The sequence below is a fragment of the Streptomyces xanthii genome (assembly GCF_014621695.1).
GTDB lineage: Bacteria > Actinomycetota > Actinomycetes > Streptomycetales > Streptomycetaceae > Streptomyces > Streptomyces xanthii.
In genome coordinates this window covers 4,874,478-4,892,665 of the sequence record NZ_CP061281.1, presented here as the reverse complement: position 1 = coordinate 4,892,665, position 18,188 = coordinate 4,874,478, and the positions used below count along the sequence as shown (strand labels likewise).

Sequence of the window (18,188 nt, the reverse complement as noted above, 5' to 3'; positions counted from 1 at the left end):
GCCGGGTACCGGTCAGTGGCGCCGGGCCGCCGTGCGGCGCCGGATCAGGAGGAGTGCGGCGGCGCCGCCGAGCAGGCAGAGGCCGGCCGTGGCGGCGAGGGCGGTGAGGGGGGCGTCGGGGCCGGTGCGGGCCAGTTCGCCGGCGAGGGTGGTTCCGCCGGGGCGGTCGGAGGTGGCGGCGTCCCCGCCCCCGTTCTCCGCGTCAGCCCGGGCCTCCCCTGCCTCTTCCTCTCCCCCTCCCTCGTCGTCGGTGACGATGTCGAAGGGGTAGTGGCCGGACTCCCCGACCCAGTCGCCGTCGTCGTCCCTGCGCTGAACGAGGGCGGCGTCGGCGACGACGTGGTCGGGGCGGGTGTCCTCGCTGAACGCGAGCCGTACCGGCACGGTGACCGTCTCGCCGGGCTCCACGGAGAAGCCGCCGGTGTCCGCGCCGATGACGCCCACGTTCTCGTCCTGGTCGGTGTGCTCGAAGGCGACGGGGTGCCAGCGGGCGCCGTCGCGGAACTCGAGCCGGATGCCTGTGGGGCGGAGTTTCCTGCTGTCGTCGACGAGGACGAGGACGGGGTGCAGGGAGGTGCAGCGGGTGGGGGTGTGGTTGGTGAGGGTGATCGACCAGGTGCGGGGGCCGTCGCCGGGGCGGTAGGTGTCGGGGCCGGCGTCGATGCGGGTGGTGAGGGGGAAGCGGGTGGGGGTGGTGCGGGTGGTTTCGCAGGGGGCGGCCGGGGCGGGGGCCGCGGTGGCGGTGGGGGTCGCGGTGGGGTTCAGGGGGAGGGTGAGGGCGGCGGCGGCAGTGAGGGCGAGGGCGGTCGGGCGGCGCGGTCGCATGCGGTTGCTCTGCCTTTGCTGGTCGCGGAACCGGGTCAGTCAGGCTGGCACCCTTGTGGTGTCCGGTTCGCCCGGCACGCCTGGGGTACGCGCCGCTCCCCCCGATCGGACCAGTACGACTGTCAGCCTGGGGGCGCGGAGTTGTCGCCAGGCCCCGCCCGGGGCGCCGGGGGCGGGGCCCCGCCGTAGGGGGCGGGCATCGTCGCCGACCGCTGCGCCGTCGTGGCTGATCGCGCAGTTCCCCGCGCCCCTGAAGGCACACTTCGTGCGCCCCAGGGGCACATGGGCCCCCGCGACGGAGGCGCTGCCGGAGGGTCAGGGGCGGCGGGAGGGGATTTTGCCTGTGCCTCGGCCGAAGAGCGGGGCGAGGATGAGTTGGGCGGCGCCCTCCACGACCAGGGTGGGGCCGCCCGGCGCCGAGCGCACCGGTATCGAGCGGCCCCCGCCTCCGCGCCGGGCCCGCGTCTCCACGACGGCGCCGACTCCTCGTACGAAAAGGTCCTCCGCCGCGCTCACCGTCCGGCCCCCGAGCAGCACCGCGTCGATGTCGAGCAGGCCGACCAGGTTCCCGGCGCCCTCCCCGAGGACCCGTGCCGCCTCCTCGACGTCCCCGGCGGCGACGGCGGCCAGGCAGATCGCCTCGATGCAGCCCCGGTTCCCGCACTCGCACGGGGGCCCGTCCAGCTGGATCACCTGGTGCCCGAACTCCCCGGCCCCGGTCCGCTCCCCCCGGTACAGCGCCCCGTCGAGCACGAGCCCCGCCCCGAGTCCCGTCCCCAGATGCAGATACGCGAACGAACGCCCGCCCTCCCCCGCGGCCCCGACCAGCGCGAGCCCGAGCGCCGCCGCGTTCGTGTCCTTGTCGACGACGACCGGCAGCCCGAGCCGCTCGGCGAGCGCGTCCCGCAGCGGGAAGCCGTCCCACTGCGGGAATCCGGTGACCCGGTGCAGCACGCCCCCGGCGTGATCGAGCGGTCCCGGCACGGCGACGCCGACCCCGAGCACGGAGTCGCCCCCGGCCGCCTCCCCTTCGGCGAGCAGCTGGTCGATCTCGCAGGCGGCGGTGGTCAGGACCGCGTCGGCCCCGGCCCCGAGGTCCATGGGGGCGCGCCGCGCGGCCACCACGTCCCCGGCGAGGTCGGTCAGCACGGTCCGCAGTTCGTCCCGGTCCAGGTGGAGCCCGACCGCGTGCCCGGCTCCGGCGACGAGCCGCAGCACGGTGCGCGGCTTGCCGCCGGTCGAGGCGCGCCGGCCCGCCTCGACGACGAGTCCGTCGGCGCGCAGCCGCGCCGTGATCTTGCTGACGGCCTGCGGGGTCAGGCCGGTGCGCTCGGCGAGCTCCAGGCGGCTGATCCCGGGTTCGCCCGCGGTGCGGAGGAGGTCGAGGACGAGCGCGGCGTTGTGCCCGCGCAGGGCCGCGAGGTTCACCCCCGTGCTGGGGCCGACATGGGTGACGTGCGTGTTCACCTGGCCATTGTGCCTCCCGCTTGCACTTTGGCAACACCGTTGCTTAAGTGGGTGCATGACTGGCACGACTGGTACGACTGGCATGAATGGTGGAAGCGGGCCGCTCCGCGTGGGGCTCGTCGGATACGGCCTGGCGGGTTCCGTCTTCCACGCCCCGCTGATCGCCGCGACCGAGGGCCTCGTCCTCGACACGGTCGTCACCTCGAACCCCGAGCGGCAGGAGCAGGCCCGCGCCGAGCACGGCGCCGGGCTGCGCTTCGCCGGGCGCCCCGAGGAGCTGTGGGCGCGGGCCGGCGAGCTCGACCTGATCGTCCTCGCGTCGCCGAACAAGACGCACGTACCGCTCGCCACCGCCGCCCTGGAGGCGGGCCTGCCGGTCGTCGTGGACAAGCCGATCGCGGGCACGGCGGCCGAGGCCCGGACGCTCGCCGCCCTCGCCGAGGAGAAGGACCTGTTCCTCTCCGTCTTCCAGAACCGCCGCTGGGACAACGACTTCCGCACCCTCCAGCGGCTCCTCGCCGACGGCACGCTCGGCGACGTGTGGCGTTTCGAGTCCCGCTTCGAGCGCTGGCGCCCGCGCCCCAAGGGCGGCTGGCGCGAGTCGGGGAACCCGGAGGAGATCGGCGGTCTCCTCTACGACCTCGGCAGCCACGTCGTCGACCAGGCCCTGGTGCTGTTCGGCCCGGCGGCCTCCGTGTACGCGGAGTCGGACGTGCGCCGGGCGGGCGCGGAGGCGGACGACGACACATTCATCGCGATCACGCACGCGAACGGGGTCCGCTCGCACCTCTACGTCTCCGCGACCACCGCCCAGCTCGGCCCGCGCTTCCGCGTCCTCGGCTCTGAGGCGGGCTACGTGAAGTACGGCCTGGACCCGCAGGAGGCGGCGCTGCGCGAGGGTGAGCGGCCGCGGGCGGGGAAGCCGTGGGGCGTGGAGCCCGAGACGATGTGGGGCCGCGTCGGCTCCGGAGAGTCCCCGCTGACCGGCGGCGGCACCCCGGTCCCGACGGCCGACGGCGACTACCCGGCCTACTACGCCGCCGTCGCCGCGGCGCTGCGCGACGGCGCCCCGAACCCGGTGCCGGCCACGCAGGCCGCCGCCGCGCTCGACGTCCTGGAGGCGGCGCGGCGCTCCGCCCGCGACGGACTGGTGGTGACCCTGTGACCGCGAACGAGACCCCTTCGGTGGCGGAGCTGGAGGAGCAGGAGCGCACTCTGATCCTCGACTCGTTCTCGTACGAGGACGCGTGGCGGCTCGGCACGCTGCTGGTGGAGCTGGCGCGCGGGCGGCAGGCGCCGGTCGCGATCGACATCACGCGGGGCGGACAGCAGGTGTTCCACGCTGCGCTGCCCGGGTCGACGCCGGACAACGACGCGTGGATCGCGCGCAAGCGGCGGGTCGTGGAGCGCTATCACGCCTCGTCGTACCTGGTGGGGAGCCGGTTCCGCGCCAAGGGCACGACGTTCGAGGCGTCCTCCCGCCTCGACCCCGACGTGTACGCGGCCCACGGCGGCGCGTTCCCCCTCCGGGTACGGGACGCGGGCGTCATCGGCGTCGCCACGGTCTCAGGCCTCCCCCAACTGGAAGACCACGCCTTGGTGACAGAAGCCCTGACCGCGTTCATGGCGTAACCGGCACGCCGAGCCGGAGATGCCCCTGGGGGCGCACGAAGTGCGCCCTTCAGGGGCGCGGGGCAGTACCGATCAGCGGCTCCGCCGCGGGGCGCGAGCACCATGCCCCTGGGGAGCGCACGAAGTGTGCCCTTCAGGGGCGCGGGGAACTGCGCGAGCAACCACGACGGCGCAGCACCCGGCCACGGCAGGAACCCCTACGGCGGGAACCGCCGGGGCGCAGGGCGCAGCCGACCCGCACCACAACCCGCCCCCGGCGGAGCCCTACGCGGAGCCCTACGCCGGCTTGAGTTCCTGACGCTGGCGCCCGAGCCCGTCGATCTCCAGCTCCACGACGTCCCCGGCGCGAAGGTACGGCTTGGGCTCGGGCTGCCCCATGGCCACGCCGGCCGGCGTCCCGGTGTTGATGACGTCGCCGGGGTACAGGGTCATGAACTGGCTGACGTACCGCACGACCTCGGCGACCGAGAAGATCTGGTCGGCCGTGCTGCCGTTCTGCTTGAGCTCGCCGTTCACCCAGAGCCGGAGGCCGAGCGCCTGCGGGTCGGCGACCTCGTCGGCGGTGACGAGCCACGGGCCCAGCGGGTTGAACGTCTCGCAGTTCTTGCCCTTGTCCCACGTGCCGCCGCGCTCGATCTGGAACTCGCGCTCGGACACGTCGTGGGCGACCGCGTACCCCGCGACACAGGCGAGCGCGGCCTCGTGGGACTCGACGTAGCGGGCCGTACGTCCGATGACCACGGCCAGTTCCACCTCCCAGTCGGTCTTCTGCGAACCGCGCGGCACGAGCACCGTGTCGTGCGGCCCGACCACCGTGTCCGCCGCCTTGAAGAAGACGACGGGCTCGGCGGGCGGCTCGGCACCGGTCTCGGCGGCGTGGTCGTGGTAGTTCAGGCCGATGCACACGACCTTGCCGATCCGGCCGACCGGGGCCCCGACGCGCAGTCCGGCGGCGTCGAGCGCGGGCAGCTCGCCGGAGGCCGCGGCGGCGCGGACCCGGTCGAGCGCGGCGTCGTCCGCGAGCAGCGCCCCGTCGACGTCGGGCACGAGGCCCGACAGGTCGCGCAGGGTGCCCCCGTCGTCGAGGAGCGCGGGGCGCTCGGCTCCGGCGGGACCGACTCGCAGCAGCTTCATGGTGTAACTCCCTCTGATCTAGGAGGAGCCCCGAAGGCCAGGTGCGGCGTCAAGCCATCGGAGGTCTGGTCGATCCTCCAAGCTCCCCGTCCAGTCCGCAAGACCCCGTTCACGGACTGGACCCACCGGGGCCGCGGGGCCCGTCAGAGCGCGGGCGCGGCGGCGGCCCCGTACGGCATGTCCCGGTACAGGACGGCGCGCTCGACGGCGCTCCACGTCGTGGAGGTCACGATGTAGAGCGCGGCGGCGAGCGGCACGAACGCCACGGAGAAAAGGGTCATGAAGGACATCAGCGGCATGAGCCGATTCATCGCCGCCATGCCCGGCACCTGCTGGCCTCCGCCGTCACCGGTGGCCTCGGGCCGCGCGGACAGCGCCATCTGTCGCTTGGTCCGCCGGTAGTTGAACGTGGCCACGGTCGCGACGAGCGCGAACAGCGCCACGTACACGAGCCCCTGCTCGCCGAGGAGCCCGCCGTGTCCGAGCGCGTCCGCGAACCGGCCGCCGAGCGGGGCGCCGCCCAGGGTGTGCCCCAGGAGCTCGTTGGGGTCGCCGCCGATGCTGCGGCTGGAGAACAGGTGGTAGAGCAGGAAGAACGCCGGCATCTGGAACAGCATCGGCAGGCACCCGGACAGCGGCGAGACCTTCTCCTCGCGGTGCAGTTCGAGGATCGCCTTCTGCAGTGCCTCGGGGTTCTTCTTGTGCTTCTTGCGCAGCTCGGCGATGCGCGGCTGCAGCTTGAGGCGTTCCCGCTGCCCGCGCGCCCCGGCCCGGGACAGCGGGTGGACGAGGAGGCGGACGAGCGCGGTGAACAGGACGATGGCGGCGGCCGTGGAGGCGCCGTGGAAGAGCGGGTCGAGCACGTCGGCGAGGCCGGCGACCAGGCTCGCGAAGACGGACATGAACGACGACAGGATGGACGACATGAGTGGTGAGCCCTCCGGGGGTCTCGTCGTGCCGGGACAGAGAACGGACTGCGCGGCGTGACGGACTGCGGAGGGAGGGCCGGTCACCGGGGACCGGGCCGGGTCAGCAGGCCGTCGGGACGAGACGTCCGGGTGCTCGGGGCCTGGTGCGGCCCCGCGCGTCGGGATCGCGCTGGGGCAGGAACGCGGTGCGCTGCTCCCGGTCGCGGATGGCCGTGCGGACCCGGGTGGGCGGCACGGCGGGCGCGCTGCGCGCGGCGAGCACGGAGCAGACAGTGAGGGCGGAGCCCACGGCGGCGGTCGCGGCGAGGGCGACGGCCCCGGCGAGGCTGCCGGTGTCGACGACGACGGCCTCGACGAGCAGGAACAGCAGGAGCGCGACGGGGCGCAGGACGGCGCCCCAGGTGTTCTTCCTGTCCATGCGCTCCCCTCCGTTCCTCGTCCGCTCCGGGTCCTGTCCAGCTCCGTCAGTTATACAGGCACCCGCTCGTGCGGCGGCGGGTCGATCGGGTCCCGGGCGAGGAGCTCGTGGTCCGGCCGGGGATCGCGGTCCGCCGGCCACACGTAGGTGATCAGGAGGGTGACGGCGAGGTTCGCGGCGAGGGCGACGATGCCGGCGTTCACTCCGAGCACCGGATCGTGCTCGCTGAAGACGAGCGCGCACACGACGGCGACGCCGACCGTGAGCCCGCCGACCGCCGCGGCGAAGCCGATCCGCCGCCACAGCAGCCCGACGAGCAGCATGGGGACGAGCTGGGCCATGCCCTCGTAGGAGATGAGGGAGAGCCGGACGAGGGTGTTGGGCGCGGCGTAGGTGAGGATCAGGGCGAGGCCGCCGGCGATGACGACGACGATCTGCGAGCCGGTCTTCTGCGCCCGTGACGAGTCCTGCCAGCGGGGCACGAGCGACAGCACGCTGCTGCCCCACATCGTGCCGATGACCAGCATGAACACGGCCATCGGCACGATCGAGGAGAGTGCGGCGGCGACCCCGATGACGCCGACGGCCCAGGCGGGCAGCGAGTCGACGACTAGCTTGAACAGGGCGAGGTTCGACTCGGCGCCGGTCAGTCCGGGCACGACGAACAGGGCGGCCATGCCGAGCAGCATCGGCACGAAGAGCAGGACGTTGTAGGCGGGCAGCCAGATCGCGTTGCGGCGCAGCGCGTCGGCGTTGCGTGCCCCGAGGTAGCCGGCGACGGTGGTCGGGAAGATGACGACGGTCAGCGCGTTGAGGACGGTCGTGGTCGCGAACCAGCCCTGCCCGTACGGGCTGCCCCCGGCGCCCGGCAGCGTCAGCCAGGCGCTCTTCTCGTCGACGAGCCGTCCCATGAAGTCCCCGTAGCCGTCGAAGTAGTGCAGCGGCACGTACACGGCGAGGAAGGCGAGCGTGACGATGACGAGGAGGTCCTTGAGGACGGACACCCAGGCGCTGCCGCGCAGGCCGCTGACGACGACGAACGTGGTGGTGACGGCGAAGCCGACGAAGTAGGCCCAGTTCAGGCTGACGGCGCCGTAGGAGATCGTCGAGACGACGACGCCCATGCCGGTGATCTGCAGCTGGATGTACGGGAGCAGGAAGACGGTGACGAGGATCGCGACGGCGGCGCCGAGCCAGGGCCGGCCGTAGCGGTGGGCGATCATGTCGGTGATGCTGACCAGGCCGTGGGTGCGGGCGTACGACCACAGCATCGGTCCGACGACGTAGCCGACGGCGTAGCCGCAGGACATGTAGGCGACGACGTAGAGGACGGGCGCGCCGAAGTTGTAGCCCCAGCCGGCGGCGCCGAGGTAGCTGAAGCTGGTGTAGCCCTCGCCGGCCATGAGGACCCAGATGAAGACGGCCCCGAGGCTGCGGCCGCCGACGGACCACTCGGTGAGCCCGCCGCCGCGTCCCTTGCCGCGCACGGCGAGCAGTCCGAGGGCGACGGTGGCGACCATGAAGGCGCCGAACAGGGTGGTGGCCACGGCCGCGTCGCTCATCGCCGGCCCCCTTCGGCTTCGGTTTCCGCTTCCGCTTCCGCTTCCGTGCGCAGCCTGCGGTCCCCGCGCCAGGTCAGCCCGACGGCGACGGGCGTGAGCAGGGTCGCCGCGAACAGCCATACGAAGAGGAAGGGCACCCCGAGCAGGACCGGCTCGACCCGGTTCGCGAGCGGGAGCGCCCCGGCGTACAGCACGAAGGGCACGAGGAGCCAGAGCAGATGGGGCCGTCGCTTGATCACGGACGACGACCTTACTCAGTGACGGTTCAGCGGGGCCGCATGGACCGCAGCTCGCCCCACACGACGAGCCGGTACCGGGAGGTGAACTCGGGGGTGCAGGTGGTGAGCGTGATGTAGTACCCGGGTTCCGTGTATCCGGCGCCGCGCACGACGCGGCTGCGCGGCACCGGTGCGATGACGCCGCCGTCGCGGGCGGAGGTCTGCGCGAGGCTCTTGTCGACGACGTACGTGTAGGTGGCCTGTTTCGTCTCGACGGTGAGGGTGTCGCCGCGGCGCAGCCGGTTGATGTAGCGGAACGGTTCGCCGTGGGTGTTGCGGTGCCCGGCGAGCGCGAAGTTCCCGGCCTGGCCGGGCTGGGCGGTGCCCGGGTAGTGGCCGGCGTAGCCGTGGTTGAGCACGCTCGCCTTGCCGACGCCCTGCGCGACGGGCACGCGCAGGCCGAGGCGCGGGATGCCGAGGACGGCGTAGGCCTGGTCCCAGCGGGGGGTCTGGCGGGCGGCGCGGGCGCCGGTGCCCGTACCGGTACGGGTGCGCGGGCCGCTGTCCACGGCGGGGTCGTCGCCCTGCGGCGTGGACTCCTCGGCGGGATCCGGCGACCGCGCGGCCCCGTCGGTGTCGGGCGGCGGTTCCCCGGGCCGCTCCCACTCCCGCTCCAGGGCCTGCACCTGCCGTTCGGCGCCCGCCTTCGCCTGCCGGTTGGTCCACCACAGCTGGTGCGCGACGAACAGCAGGAGCACGAGCCCGAGCGTCACGGCGCCCTCGGCCCCGTTCCACAGGGCGCGGCGCATCCGGGACCGGCGGGGCGGTGCCCCCTGGGCCACGGTCCGGGGTCGGCGTCGGTCGTCCTCCGTACGCTGCAGCAGCACGCGCGCAGGGTAGACGCCGCGGCCTCAACTCACCAGGGTCGTGCGAGGTGCGGACCCCGGAGCCGGGGCGCGGGGCGTCTCACCTGTGTCTGTCGCAGGTGTCTTGGGCGGGCGATCGGCCCCTCCCCCGGCCCGCGGCAGTACCGTGTTCTGCATGCGCCCCGACACGCCTGCCACGCCCGCCGAGAACGACCACGCCGATCACGTCGCGGAAGCCGAGCGCCTGGAACGCACCGCGTCCCTCTACCCCGAGGACTCCGAGCCCCTGCTCCTGCAGGCCGCGGCCCACTACGAACTGGCCGAGGCCCGCGACCGCGCGACCGGCCTCTACGACGGCCTGCTGTCCTCCGAAGGCCTGCACAACGGCTCCCTGGTCCGCGCCCTGAAGGCCGCGAACCTGTGGGAGTACGGCCACGAGGCCGAGGCCCGCGCGATCATCACCGGCCTGCGGGCGACCGCGCCGCAGGACCCGGCGCCGTGGGTGATCATCGCGGAGTCCCTGGAGGCGCACGACGAACTGGAGCAGGCGCACGAGACGTTCACGGAGGCCCTGACGCTGCTGGTGTCCGAGGCGGAGCGGGACTCCGGCGAGGTCCCTTACGCCCGGCATCCGCTGGTCCTGGGCCGGCACCGGGTCCGCCGGCTGCTCGGCGCGGACCACGACGTGTGGGACGCGCTCGCGGACCGCGTGAACCGCGCCTCCGTCTCCCTCGACGAACTCCACGACCCCAAACGCCTGTGGGCCCTCGGCTCGGACAACCCGGCCGACCTCCAGGCCGAGATCACGCGCCTGCGCGCGGAGTTGGGCTCGTACCGCGAGGCCCTGTCCCGCCCGTTCCCCGTCGCGGTCCTGCACTGGTCCTCGACCGAGTACGCCGAACTCATCGCCGCGTACCCCGCACTCTCCTCCGAATACCCCTCCTACGAAGCCCACTTGGCGTCGATAGAGGGTGCGCTGCGGGAGCTCGCCGCGTCCGGCACCCGGAACCTGGGCATCGTCACGGGCACGGTCCCCTCCTACGAGGCCTTCGCCGCGTCCGAGGCCTCCTCCCCCGACGACGCGACCCTCCTCCCCCAGTACGCCACGACCCTCGCCGCCCGAGGCCGCGCCGTACCGTGGCCGCCGGAGGCGGGGGCGGCGTGCTGGTGCGGGTCGGGGTCGGCTTACGGGGAGTGTCACGGGGCGCCGGGGGCGGGGGCCTGAAGCCCGGCCCCCTCCTCTGCCGTCGGCACCGCGGCGGTGCCACCTCAGCCCCATCGGCATCGCCGCGCTCTGCAGACCGACTCCCACCCATGAGGATTTACTCATGTACGGTGATGTCATGAGCGAGGAGACGATCTACCGCCACCTTCGCGAGTTCCGCGACACCTTTCGCGAAGGGTTCGGCAGCGACACCGAGGCGGTGCGCTGGCCCGAGATCAGCCAGGGCCAGATCCTCATGATGATGAGCCCCAAGGCTCGCCACCAGCGCGTCGCTCATCGTCTGCGCACGCAGCTGGAGCCTCAGCTCCCGGCTGACCTCGCCCTCTATGTCGAAACCGACCTGGAGGATCCGGCCCTGGGCATCCTGCGGGTCCCCGACCTCGTCGTGGTCAACGCGGACTTCGAACCGACGGCAGCCGACGCCCTGCCCCCGCACGACTGCCACCTGATCATCGAAATCGTCTCCCGTTCCAACCCCGCGAACGACTACGAGGGCAAGCTTCGCGACTACCCGCTCATGGGCATCCCGGACTACTTGATCGTCGACCCGCGCGACGGCACGGCCGTCCACCACTGGGCCCCGACGAACCGAACGGGAACGGCCGCCTACGACAACACCCAGCACTTCGTGTTCGGGGACACGATCACCGTGCAGGGCTGGAAGATCGCGACGGACAACCTCCCTCGCTACGACGAGAGCGAGGGGTCGTCCGCGTGACGGACACGGCGAGCCTCGTCCGCCGCTGGCGCCAAGAACGCGGCCTCTCGCAGACCGAGTTGGCCCAGCTGATCGGGACGGGGCAGGCGGCGATATCCCGCATTGAGAACGGCCGGGACGTACCCACTCTTCCGCTCCTCACCAGGATCGCCACGGCCCTGGAATGCAGGGTGTCCATCGCCTTCGAGTCCGTCGAGGACACCGCCGTTCACTCACGCGAGTAGAGATCGGCGAAAGCAGGCCCACCACCGGCCACGGGCCCTCTACGTTCACGATCCGAAGCCGGAAGAACTCCAACTCCGCTGACGGGGAGGGATGTTGTATGCCGTCGTGGTTCGAGGGTCTGACCGAGGTCATCGGCAGGGCTGACTTCGCCTCGATGCTGGGCCGTTCACCTCGTAGTACCGAGCAACTGGCACTACGCGGCCTCCTCTCGGAGCCGACGCACCGCAATCGCGGCAAGTGCGTGTGAGAGGAAGAGCCGGCACTGCGCTGGTTCCGCTCACTGCACCGGCACGCGGTGGTGGTGCCCACGAACGACCTGGCCCGCGAGGAACTCGCGGAACACGGCGTCCATCTGTGCCCGCTCGACAGCAAGCACGTGGCTCTGGCCCGTCCCCGCCTCCTGGTGATGTACCGGCGAGGCTGCCCAAGCGTGGTCTTCGATGTCGACGCGGTGGACACCATCCATCAAGAGGTGCCGGGAACACGCGACACGCCCCCGTCAACCCTGGAGATCATCCGTGACGGATCGACGTTGGAGGAGACGCGGCGGCCGTGGACCGTGTTTCGTCTCAGCGAGATCGGCACGATCGACACCATCACGCCTACAATCCAGCAGGGCCGATACCTGCCGGTCGACCACGTCTACAAGGCACTGGAGTCCGGCCACCTCGCCGTCCCCACAATCGACGAGGCGCTCCCCCTGCGGAAGTGACCCGCCCGGCCCGCCGGTCGGTTCCGGCTGCCGCGCCCCGCCCGCTACGGCCGGTCCGCCGACCGGGCGCCCCCTGGTCGTCACGGAACGTGCCGCATCGGCTGGATCCCACGGACCCGTCTCGGCAGAGCCGGCGCCGCGGAGCAAGGGCGGACACCGTCGCCCGCCCGCTCGCTCGGCAGGCCGCCCCCGCCGGGCACCCGCCCTGCCGCGTCGGACAGCACCGCCAGGGAAGTCCACTAACTTCCGTAACTATCCCGCCACTTGGCGGCCCCCACCACCTCCCGGGCGATGTCGCCCACGGACCGCCCGTCGGTCGCCACCCGCACCGTGTCCGCGGGCGCCTGCTCGTCCAGCAGCCGCGCCTTGCGCGCGCTGCTCCTCAGCTCGTCCTCCAGTTCGGAGCCGATCTCCCGCCCCGCGAGGCGGGCCCGGGCCGTCTCGTCCGACGCGGTGAGCAGCACCCGTACGACCCTGACCTCGTCGCCCATCACGCGCCGGAACATGTCCTCGCCCTCAGCGAGCACGCTCACGGTGTGCGTGTAGACGAGGCGGCGGTACCCGAGCTCGGCGTAGTTCGCCCACAGCGCCGCGAGATTCCGCTCGGCGATCCTCCTGCGCCGCGGGTCCCCTTCGGGGGCGGGGTGCACCTGCGCCATGAAGTCCCCCTCGATCACACAGTGCGGCACGGAGGCCCCCCGCAGCAGCGCCGACACCTCCCACCCCACGGTCGTCTTCCCGACCCCGGCACGACCACCGATGAGCAACACCTCTGCCGGACCCATCCCCCACACCCCTCTCTGCCGCCGCACGGTCACCTTAAGCGCGCCCCTGCCCTGACAGTTGACCATGATCGACAGTGGCCGCTTCCTCGACTTCCTCACCCCACCGTCGAGTTCGACCACGCGACTCCCTCCGCACCGAGGTCCGGATCGCGCTCTGTTCAAGAAGCTGACTGACCGTCACCATGAAACAGGCGCGGGGCTTTGGCGTGCGGGCGCATCGCGAGGGGGACGGGATGAGCGAGTCGGCGAACGACACCGAGGGCACCGGCGTACTCATCGTGCTCGGACTGACGATCGCGCTCTCCGTGGCGTGGGCGTACGTCGTCAAGGACCAGGGGGAGCTGATCACCTGGGGCGCCCTGCTGATCGCCGGGATCACCGGGGCCGCGGCGGGCAGTCAGAGCAAGGGCAGTCAGACGGTCGGCCTGACCTGCGCGATCGCCGCCCCGCTCGGCACGTACCTGGGCACGCTGCTCGGCATCAGCCTGATCGCCGTCACCCCGCTCGGCGGCGACTTCAGCGACGCCTGGACCCTCCTGACCGAGCACACGAGCGAGGCGGCGAAGGTCTTCAAGATGGAGGCGCAGGACCGGGACTGGGTGTTCCTGTTCCTGTCGGCGCCGGTGGGGTACGTGGCAACGACGGCGATGGACGACTGACCTCCCTCAGCACGGGTGGGAGGAACCCGGTCGTCCGGCGTCCGTCGGGCGAGGTCGACGGAACCGGCCGTTGCGGCAGCGCGGATGCGGGCTCGCCCTCGCCTTCTGCGCGTCACACGGCGGTCCACTCCGCGACGATCTCGCGGCAGCGCCCAGCGCGCCGGGCGGTCGGACCGTCCGCCGCGGCGAGCTCGGACAGGGTCACGAGCGTGTAGGTGACGATCTCGCCGTCGGGGGCTGTCCGCCGGAACGCCGCGGCGGCGTCCTCGACCGTGCGGTCCGGTTCGAGGAGGAGCGCCCTGAGCAGGCCGAAGACCTTGCCCCAGTCCTCGTCGTCCACGGGAGTGCGGAGCAGTTCGCGCCACCGTGTCTCGCATGCGACGAATCCGTGCATCAGCGTGTCGAGCAGCAGCAGTTCGAACTGCGCCTCGTACTCCTCGACGCCCTCCAGTCCTGTCGCTCGTTCGAAGTCCTCGCGTGCGCGCTCATGGTGTCCCGCCTGACGCAGACAGCGGCCGCGCTCCCGAACCACCCAGCCCTCTTCGGGACTCATCGCGAGGGCGGCGTCCAGGTCCCTGAACGCCTCCTCGGTCCTGCCTGCCAGATGGTGGGCCTGTCCGCGGGATGCCAGGACCCAGGACTCGTCCGGGTCGATCGCGAGGGAGGCGTCGAAGTCCGCGATCGCGCTGTCGAGCCGGCCCGCGAGCCGGTACGCCTCGCCGCGCAGGGCGAGGGCCTCCGCGCGGTCAGGGGGGTCGAGGGCCAACACGGCCGTGCGGTCACGCACCGCGGCGTCGTAGTTCCCCGTCATCCGGTGGGTGTTGCCGCGCAGGGCCAGGGCCCAGCCGTAGTCGGGGGCGAGGGCGAGGGCCGCCGTGAGGTCCCGTACCGCGGCCTCGTAGCGGCCGGCCAGCCGGTGGGCGAAGCCGCGCCCTGCCAGGACGTCGGGATCGTCGGGAACGAGAGCGTGCGCGGCGTCGAAGTCGGCGACGGCCGCGTCGTACCGACCCGCCTGACGATGGGTGCTGCCGCGCTCCTCCAGAGCCCAGGCGTAGTCGGGCCTGACGTCGAGCGCGGCGGTGAGGTCCGCGACCGCGTCCTCGAGTCGCCCTGCCGACCGGTGGACGAGGCCTCTCCTGGCAAGGGCCCAGGCGTAGTCGGGCGAGAGCTCCAGCGCGGCGGTGAAGTGTGCCACAGCCTCGTCCCACCGCTCGGCGGCCTGATGTACGGCTCCCAGCTCGGCCAGGATCCGTTCTTTCGTCGGCGCGAGAGCCAGCGCGGCAGAGAGATCGGTGATCGCCTCGTCCAGGTGGCCGGTCTGCCGGAGGACGGTCCCCCGCACGGCCAGCGCCCGGGCATTCGCCGGGTCGATCTCCAGAGCGGCGGTCTGGTCACGCACGGCGGCGTCGTAGCGGTCGGCCAGCCAGTGCATCTCGCCACGAGTGATCCTGAACGACGCGTTGCGGGGGTCGAGTTCGATCGCGGTGGTCAGGTCGGCGATGGCATCGTCCAGGCGGCCCGCGTCCCGGTGGGCCTCGCCGCGCGCCTCGAAGAGGAGCGCCTCGCCCGGCATCAGGTCGATCGCGGTGGTCAGGTCGGCGACCGCCTCGTCGTGCCGGCCCGCGTCCTGGTGGGCATCACCGCGGTTCGTGAACGCCCACGCGTCGGCCGGGTCCCGCTCGATCGCCGCCGTGAGGTCCGCGACGGCCTCCTCGTAGTGGCCCGCGAGCCGGTGGGCCTCGCCGCGCCACGCGAGCGCCCAGTACGTGGGTGAGAGGTCGAGCGAGGCGGTCAGGTCGGCGATCCCCTGGTCATGACGCCCCTGCCAGGCGTGCAGGGCACCGCGGGTCGCGAGGGCGTGCCGCCGAACGTCGGTGGGTGTCTCCACGCGGTCCAGTTCGCGGTCGAGCGCGGCGAGCACCTCGTCGTCCCGGTCGGCGTAGAAGAGCTGCCGGCAGCGGTGGACGCGGGCCCAGGAGGCCACCTCGGACGCCAGCACGCCGCGCGCCAGCAGCATGTCGAGCACGGCGAGTTCGGAGTCGGCGGTACGCAGCCGCGCCGCCCACGCCCGCAGGTCGCGGTCATCGGTGTCCCGGGCCGCCTGCTCCCACGTGTCGACCCACTCCTGCAGCATCGCCGCGGTCCGGCCCGCCGCGTGCACCGTGAGTTCGAGTGCGCCCTCCAGCCCGGCGACCGGGTCGGCGCACATCCGGTGGTACTCCTCGGCCATCCGGTGCCGCCGCCACCGGGCGTCCTGCCACAGCCCGTCGGCCGGGAGCCGGCTTTCGATCGCGGCCCGCCATCCCGCCTGCGCCTCGGCGAGCCGCAGATGCGCCGCCGTCCAGCGCTGCGGCGACTCCAGGCGCTGCCGGCGCACCATGCCGGCGCGCACCACCTCGTGGTACTGCTTGAAGTCCCCGTGGCCGCTGACGAACGGCTGCTCGTTCAGCCATCCCCACAGGTGCCGCCCTTCCTCGGGCGCGACGGCGGCGAACACGTCCTCGTTCAGCTGTGGAGCCAGCGCACAGGCCAGCACCGTCTTCTGCTGGTCGGCGTCGCTGATCCACCGCACGAAACGCTTCACGACGGCCTCGATCGCGTCCCCGCCGTCCACCAGCCCCCCGCCGTTCACCGACCCCCCGGCGGCGTGCGCCCGACCGCCGGCGTCGGTCTGCTCGGGTGGGGTCAGCGCCAGCAGTTCCACGAGCAGCGGCAGCCCCAGGGACAGCTGGTACACCGCGTCGACCCGGGCCGGGTCGGACACTCCGCGCGCCGCGAGCAGGGCCCGCGTCTCGTCCTCGCTGAACACCTCGAGGGGCAGGTCGTTCACGAGGTGCCGCAGCGGAGCCCAGTCCCGCTCGGACAGCTCCTCCCGCCCCGCGAGCACCACCATCACGTTCACCGGCAGCGGCCCGAACGCGTCCTGCACCAGGTCCCGTACCCACGCGTCCAGATGGCGCCCGGTCTGCTCCCACGTGTCGAAGAACAGCACGACCCAGCGGTGCTGCCGGCACAGCCGCTCCAGCTCCGTGACGAACGCGCGGGACAGCCCGCTCGCATCGGCGGCCATCCCGCGCCGGCCACGGCCCCGGGCGCTCTCCCGCAGCCGGTCGATTCCCAGCGCCGCGGTGTCGGGGTTCGCCAACGAGGTCACCGCCCCGGCCCCGGGGACGAACGACAGCGCCCCGAACGTGGCCTGTGCCACCACCCGGCTCGACAGCGAGGCTCCACCGGCTCCGTCCGCCGGCTCCTCTCCCGCGGCCGCCTGCTCCCGCGCCTGCTGCTCGAACTGCTCGACGGCCCGGTCGAACCCCTTCAGCACCCCGGCCTCACGGGCGATCTGCCGCGCCAGCTCCGTGAGCGCCTGCGGCACCCCGTGCACGTCGTTCTCGTCGACCACCGCCGTCAGCGCCCCGGCCCGCTGCGCGGCCTCCCGCCACTGCCGCAGCAGCGTCGACTTCCCCACCCCGCCGAGCCCATGGACGCAGAACAGGAAATCCGCGGGGTCGCTCTCCGAGAGCGGGTCCTTGGCGAGGTTGTCACTGAACAGCGAGAGCTGCGCCCGCCGTCCCACGAACTGCGCCTGGGTACGCTGCCGGATCAGCTCCCCGCGCGACCGCCGCCGCTCCTGCGCCGCCATGCCTCCACCCCTCGTCAGACCCGCCTGCGCTCCCGTTCTACACCGGACGCGACGGCCGGCGGGTCCGGTACGAGTCACTGTCCCGCCCCCGCCCAGCGATCACCCCCGCGGGCAGTCCATCTGCCCGCGCGCCGCCGGTACGCACTCCTGAATCTCCTGGGTGCTGAACTGGTACATCTGGGCGGGGTGCTCGGCGATGCCGTGCACGGAGAAGGGCTTCCCGTTGTCGGTGATGTCCTGGGTGTGGGTCCCGTCCGCGTCGACGTACGTGACCTCGAACGCCTTCCAGGTGCAGTCCTTCGTCCCGGACGTCACCTGCACGCGCAGCCCGCCGGGCGTGGCCCCGTTGCCGAGGTCGATCTTCTTGTGGGCGAAGTACGGCTTGCCGTAGTCGTTGGTGGGCTCGGTGAGCAAGGGGACGTCGGCCGAGCGCGTGAGGTCGAACAGCATGCCCACGTATCCGCCGTCGCCCTCGCCGCGGGCCACGACCACGGTGGTGGCCTTGGCGGGGGTGCACTTCACGCCCTTCGCGCGCATGCCGTTGATGACGAAGGCGGCCTTGCGGTCGCTGATCAGGTCCACGAGCCACGCCTGGGAGTAGCCGCGCCACGGCGAACGCATCGAGGGGTTCCAGACGTCGGACAGAAACACGCCGCGGGCGTGATGCGCCTTGGCGAACGGCCGCAGGTCCTTGGGCGGCCCGACGAGCTGCGCCTTCTCCGCGTCCGTGAACGGGGCGTCGTAGAGCGACGCCTCGGTGTACTCGGTGTCCGCCTTGACGCTCGCGGTGAACGCGGGCCCCGCTTTGTCGACCTTGTCGTCGGCCTCGCTGGCGACCTTGGCGTCGTGCTCCGAGAAGATCCAGTCGACCCCCTTGGTCACGAGGAACAGCACGACGGAACTGGCCACGAGCCAGCCCACCCGGAGATAGATCTTCCGGTTCCGCGTACGCCGGTCGGCGCCGGCGGCCTCGGGCATGACGCTCTGCACGACGTCGTCGACGAACGACCGCCGATTCCCGCCGCCGTCGTCCGCTCCGGCCGGAGTGCCGACCCCACGGCCGGTTCCGGCCCCACTGCCGGTGCCCGCCGGACTGCCGGCGCCCGCCGGACTGCCGGCGCCCGCCGGACTGCCGGTGCCCGCCGGACTGCCGGTTCCGGCCGGTCTGCCGTC

Annotated in this window: 18 protein-coding genes; 7 read left to right on the top strand and 11 right to left on the bottom strand. The window is 72.8% G+C overall.

Annotation, left to right across the window (positions count from 1 at the left end; translation table 11 throughout):
- Positions 1-12: 12 nt before the first annotated feature.
- Both IAG42_RS22170 and IAG42_RS22165 read right to left on the bottom strand, forming a co-directional pair.
- Positions 13-825, bottom strand: coding sequence for a hypothetical protein (locus tag IAG42_RS22170; protein WP_188338702.1), 813 nt, complete (start codon positions 823-825; stop codon positions 13-15).
- 315 nt (positions 826-1,140) lie between these two features.
- A complete protein-coding gene (locus tag IAG42_RS22165; RefSeq protein WP_223206118.1) occupies positions 1,141-2,292 on the bottom strand; it encodes an ROK family transcriptional regulator in 1,152 nt (383 codons plus the stop codon).
- 55 nt (positions 2,293-2,347) lie between these two features.
- Here IAG42_RS22165 and IAG42_RS22160 point away from each other — a divergent pair, with 55 nt between their 5' ends.
- Complete coding sequence (locus IAG42_RS22160; RefSeq protein WP_188338700.1) at positions 2,348-3,457, top strand: Gfo/Idh/MocA family protein; 1,110 nt, start codon at positions 2,348-2,350, stop codon at positions 3,455-3,457.
- Entirely contained in the window at positions 3,454-3,924 is a 471-nt protein-coding gene (locus IAG42_RS22155) for a heme-degrading domain-containing protein (protein ID WP_188338699.1), read from the top strand. Before IAG42_RS22160 ends, IAG42_RS22155 begins: the two co-directional genes overlap by 4 nt.
- Before the next feature lie 276 nt (positions 3,925-4,200).
- On the opposite strand, the gene IAG42_RS22150 is transcribed toward IAG42_RS22155, so the two are convergent.
- The 6 genes from IAG42_RS22150 to IAG42_RS22125 all read right to left on the bottom strand — a co-directional run bounded on the left by IAG42_RS22150 (position 4,201) and on the right by IAG42_RS22125 (position 8,994).
- A complete protein-coding gene (locus IAG42_RS22150) occupies positions 4,201-5,058 on the bottom strand; it encodes a fumarylacetoacetate hydrolase family protein (protein ID WP_188338698.1) in 858 nt (285 codons plus the stop codon).
- Positions 5,059-5,201: 143 nt separating this feature from the next.
- Entirely contained in the window at positions 5,202-5,972 is a 771-nt protein-coding gene (locus tag IAG42_RS22145) for a YidC/Oxa1 family membrane protein insertase (protein WP_188341543.1), read from the bottom strand.
- Between the two features lie 115 nt (positions 5,973-6,087).
- A complete protein-coding gene (locus tag IAG42_RS22140) occupies positions 6,088-6,405 on the bottom strand; it encodes a DUF6412 domain-containing protein (protein ID WP_188338697.1) in 318 nt (105 codons plus the stop codon).
- A 50-nt stretch (positions 6,406-6,455) separates the two neighbouring features.
- The gene (locus IAG42_RS22135; RefSeq protein WP_188338696.1) at positions 6,456-7,967 is read right to left on the bottom strand and encodes a sodium:solute symporter family protein; all 1,512 of its coding nucleotides are present in this window, start codon (positions 7,965-7,967) and stop codon (positions 6,456-6,458) included.
- Positions 7,964-8,206, bottom strand: a complete 243-nt coding sequence (locus IAG42_RS22130; protein WP_223206117.1) for a DUF3311 domain-containing protein — start codon at positions 8,204-8,206, stop codon at positions 7,964-7,966. Before IAG42_RS22130 ends, IAG42_RS22135 begins: the two co-directional genes overlap by 4 nt.
- Before the next feature lie 26 nt (positions 8,207-8,232).
- Positions 8,233-8,994 (bottom strand): class E sortase, encoded by a 762-nt coding sequence (locus IAG42_RS22125; protein WP_188341541.1) that lies wholly within the window; start codon positions 8,992-8,994, stop codon positions 8,233-8,235.
- A gap of 232 nt (positions 8,995-9,226) precedes the next feature.
- Here IAG42_RS22125 and IAG42_RS22120 point away from each other — a divergent pair, with 232 nt between their 5' ends.
- The 4 genes from IAG42_RS22120 (at position 9,227) to IAG42_RS22105 (ending at position 11,931) form a co-directional block, all read left to right on the top strand.
- Positions 9,227-10,276 (top strand): SEC-C domain-containing protein, encoded by a 1,050-nt coding sequence (locus IAG42_RS22120; protein WP_188338695.1) that lies wholly within the window; start codon positions 9,227-9,229, stop codon positions 10,274-10,276.
- Positions 10,277-10,394: 118 nt separating this feature from the next.
- Positions 10,395-10,994, top strand: coding sequence for a Uma2 family endonuclease (locus IAG42_RS22115; RefSeq protein ID WP_223206116.1), 600 nt, complete (start codon positions 10,395-10,397; stop codon positions 10,992-10,994).
- Positions 10,991-11,218, top strand: a complete 228-nt coding sequence (locus tag IAG42_RS22110) for a helix-turn-helix domain-containing protein (protein ID WP_188338693.1) — start codon at positions 10,991-10,993, stop codon at positions 11,216-11,218. The genes IAG42_RS22115 and IAG42_RS22110 overlap by 4 nt, the downstream gene beginning before the upstream one ends.
- 302 nt (positions 11,219-11,520) lie before the next feature.
- Positions 11,521-11,931, top strand: a complete 411-nt coding sequence (locus IAG42_RS22105; RefSeq protein WP_188338692.1) for a hypothetical protein — start codon at positions 11,521-11,523, stop codon at positions 11,929-11,931.
- Positions 11,932-12,170: 239 nt separating this feature from the next.
- Here IAG42_RS22105 and IAG42_RS22100 read toward each other — a convergent pair whose 3' ends face one another.
- The gene (locus tag IAG42_RS22100) at positions 12,171-12,716 is read right to left on the bottom strand and encodes a DEAD/DEAH box helicase family protein (protein ID WP_188338691.1); all 546 of its coding nucleotides are present in this window, start codon (positions 12,714-12,716) and stop codon (positions 12,171-12,173) included.
- Positions 12,717-12,949: 233 nt separating this feature from the next.
- Between IAG42_RS22100 and IAG42_RS22095 the strand changes: the two genes are divergently transcribed.
- On the top strand, positions 12,950-13,375 hold the full coding sequence (locus tag IAG42_RS22095) for a hypothetical protein (protein WP_188338690.1): 426 nt from the start codon (positions 12,950-12,952) through the stop codon (positions 13,373-13,375).
- Positions 13,376-13,487: 112 nt separating this feature from the next.
- On the opposite strand, the gene IAG42_RS22090 is transcribed toward IAG42_RS22095, so the two are convergent.
- Both IAG42_RS22090 and IAG42_RS22085 read right to left on the bottom strand, forming a co-directional pair.
- Positions 13,488-17,015 carry an ATP-binding protein gene (locus IAG42_RS22090; protein ID WP_188338689.1) on the bottom strand — a complete coding sequence of 1,176 codons (3,528 nt, stop codon included), beginning with the start codon at positions 17,013-17,015 and terminating at the stop codon, positions 13,488-13,490.
- A 99-nt stretch (positions 17,016-17,114) separates the two neighbouring features.
- On the bottom strand, positions 17,115-17,993 hold the full coding sequence (locus IAG42_RS22085; RefSeq protein ID WP_188338688.1) for a hypothetical protein: 879 nt from the start codon (positions 17,991-17,993) through the stop codon (positions 17,115-17,117).
- Positions 17,994-18,188 lie beyond the last annotated feature (195 nt).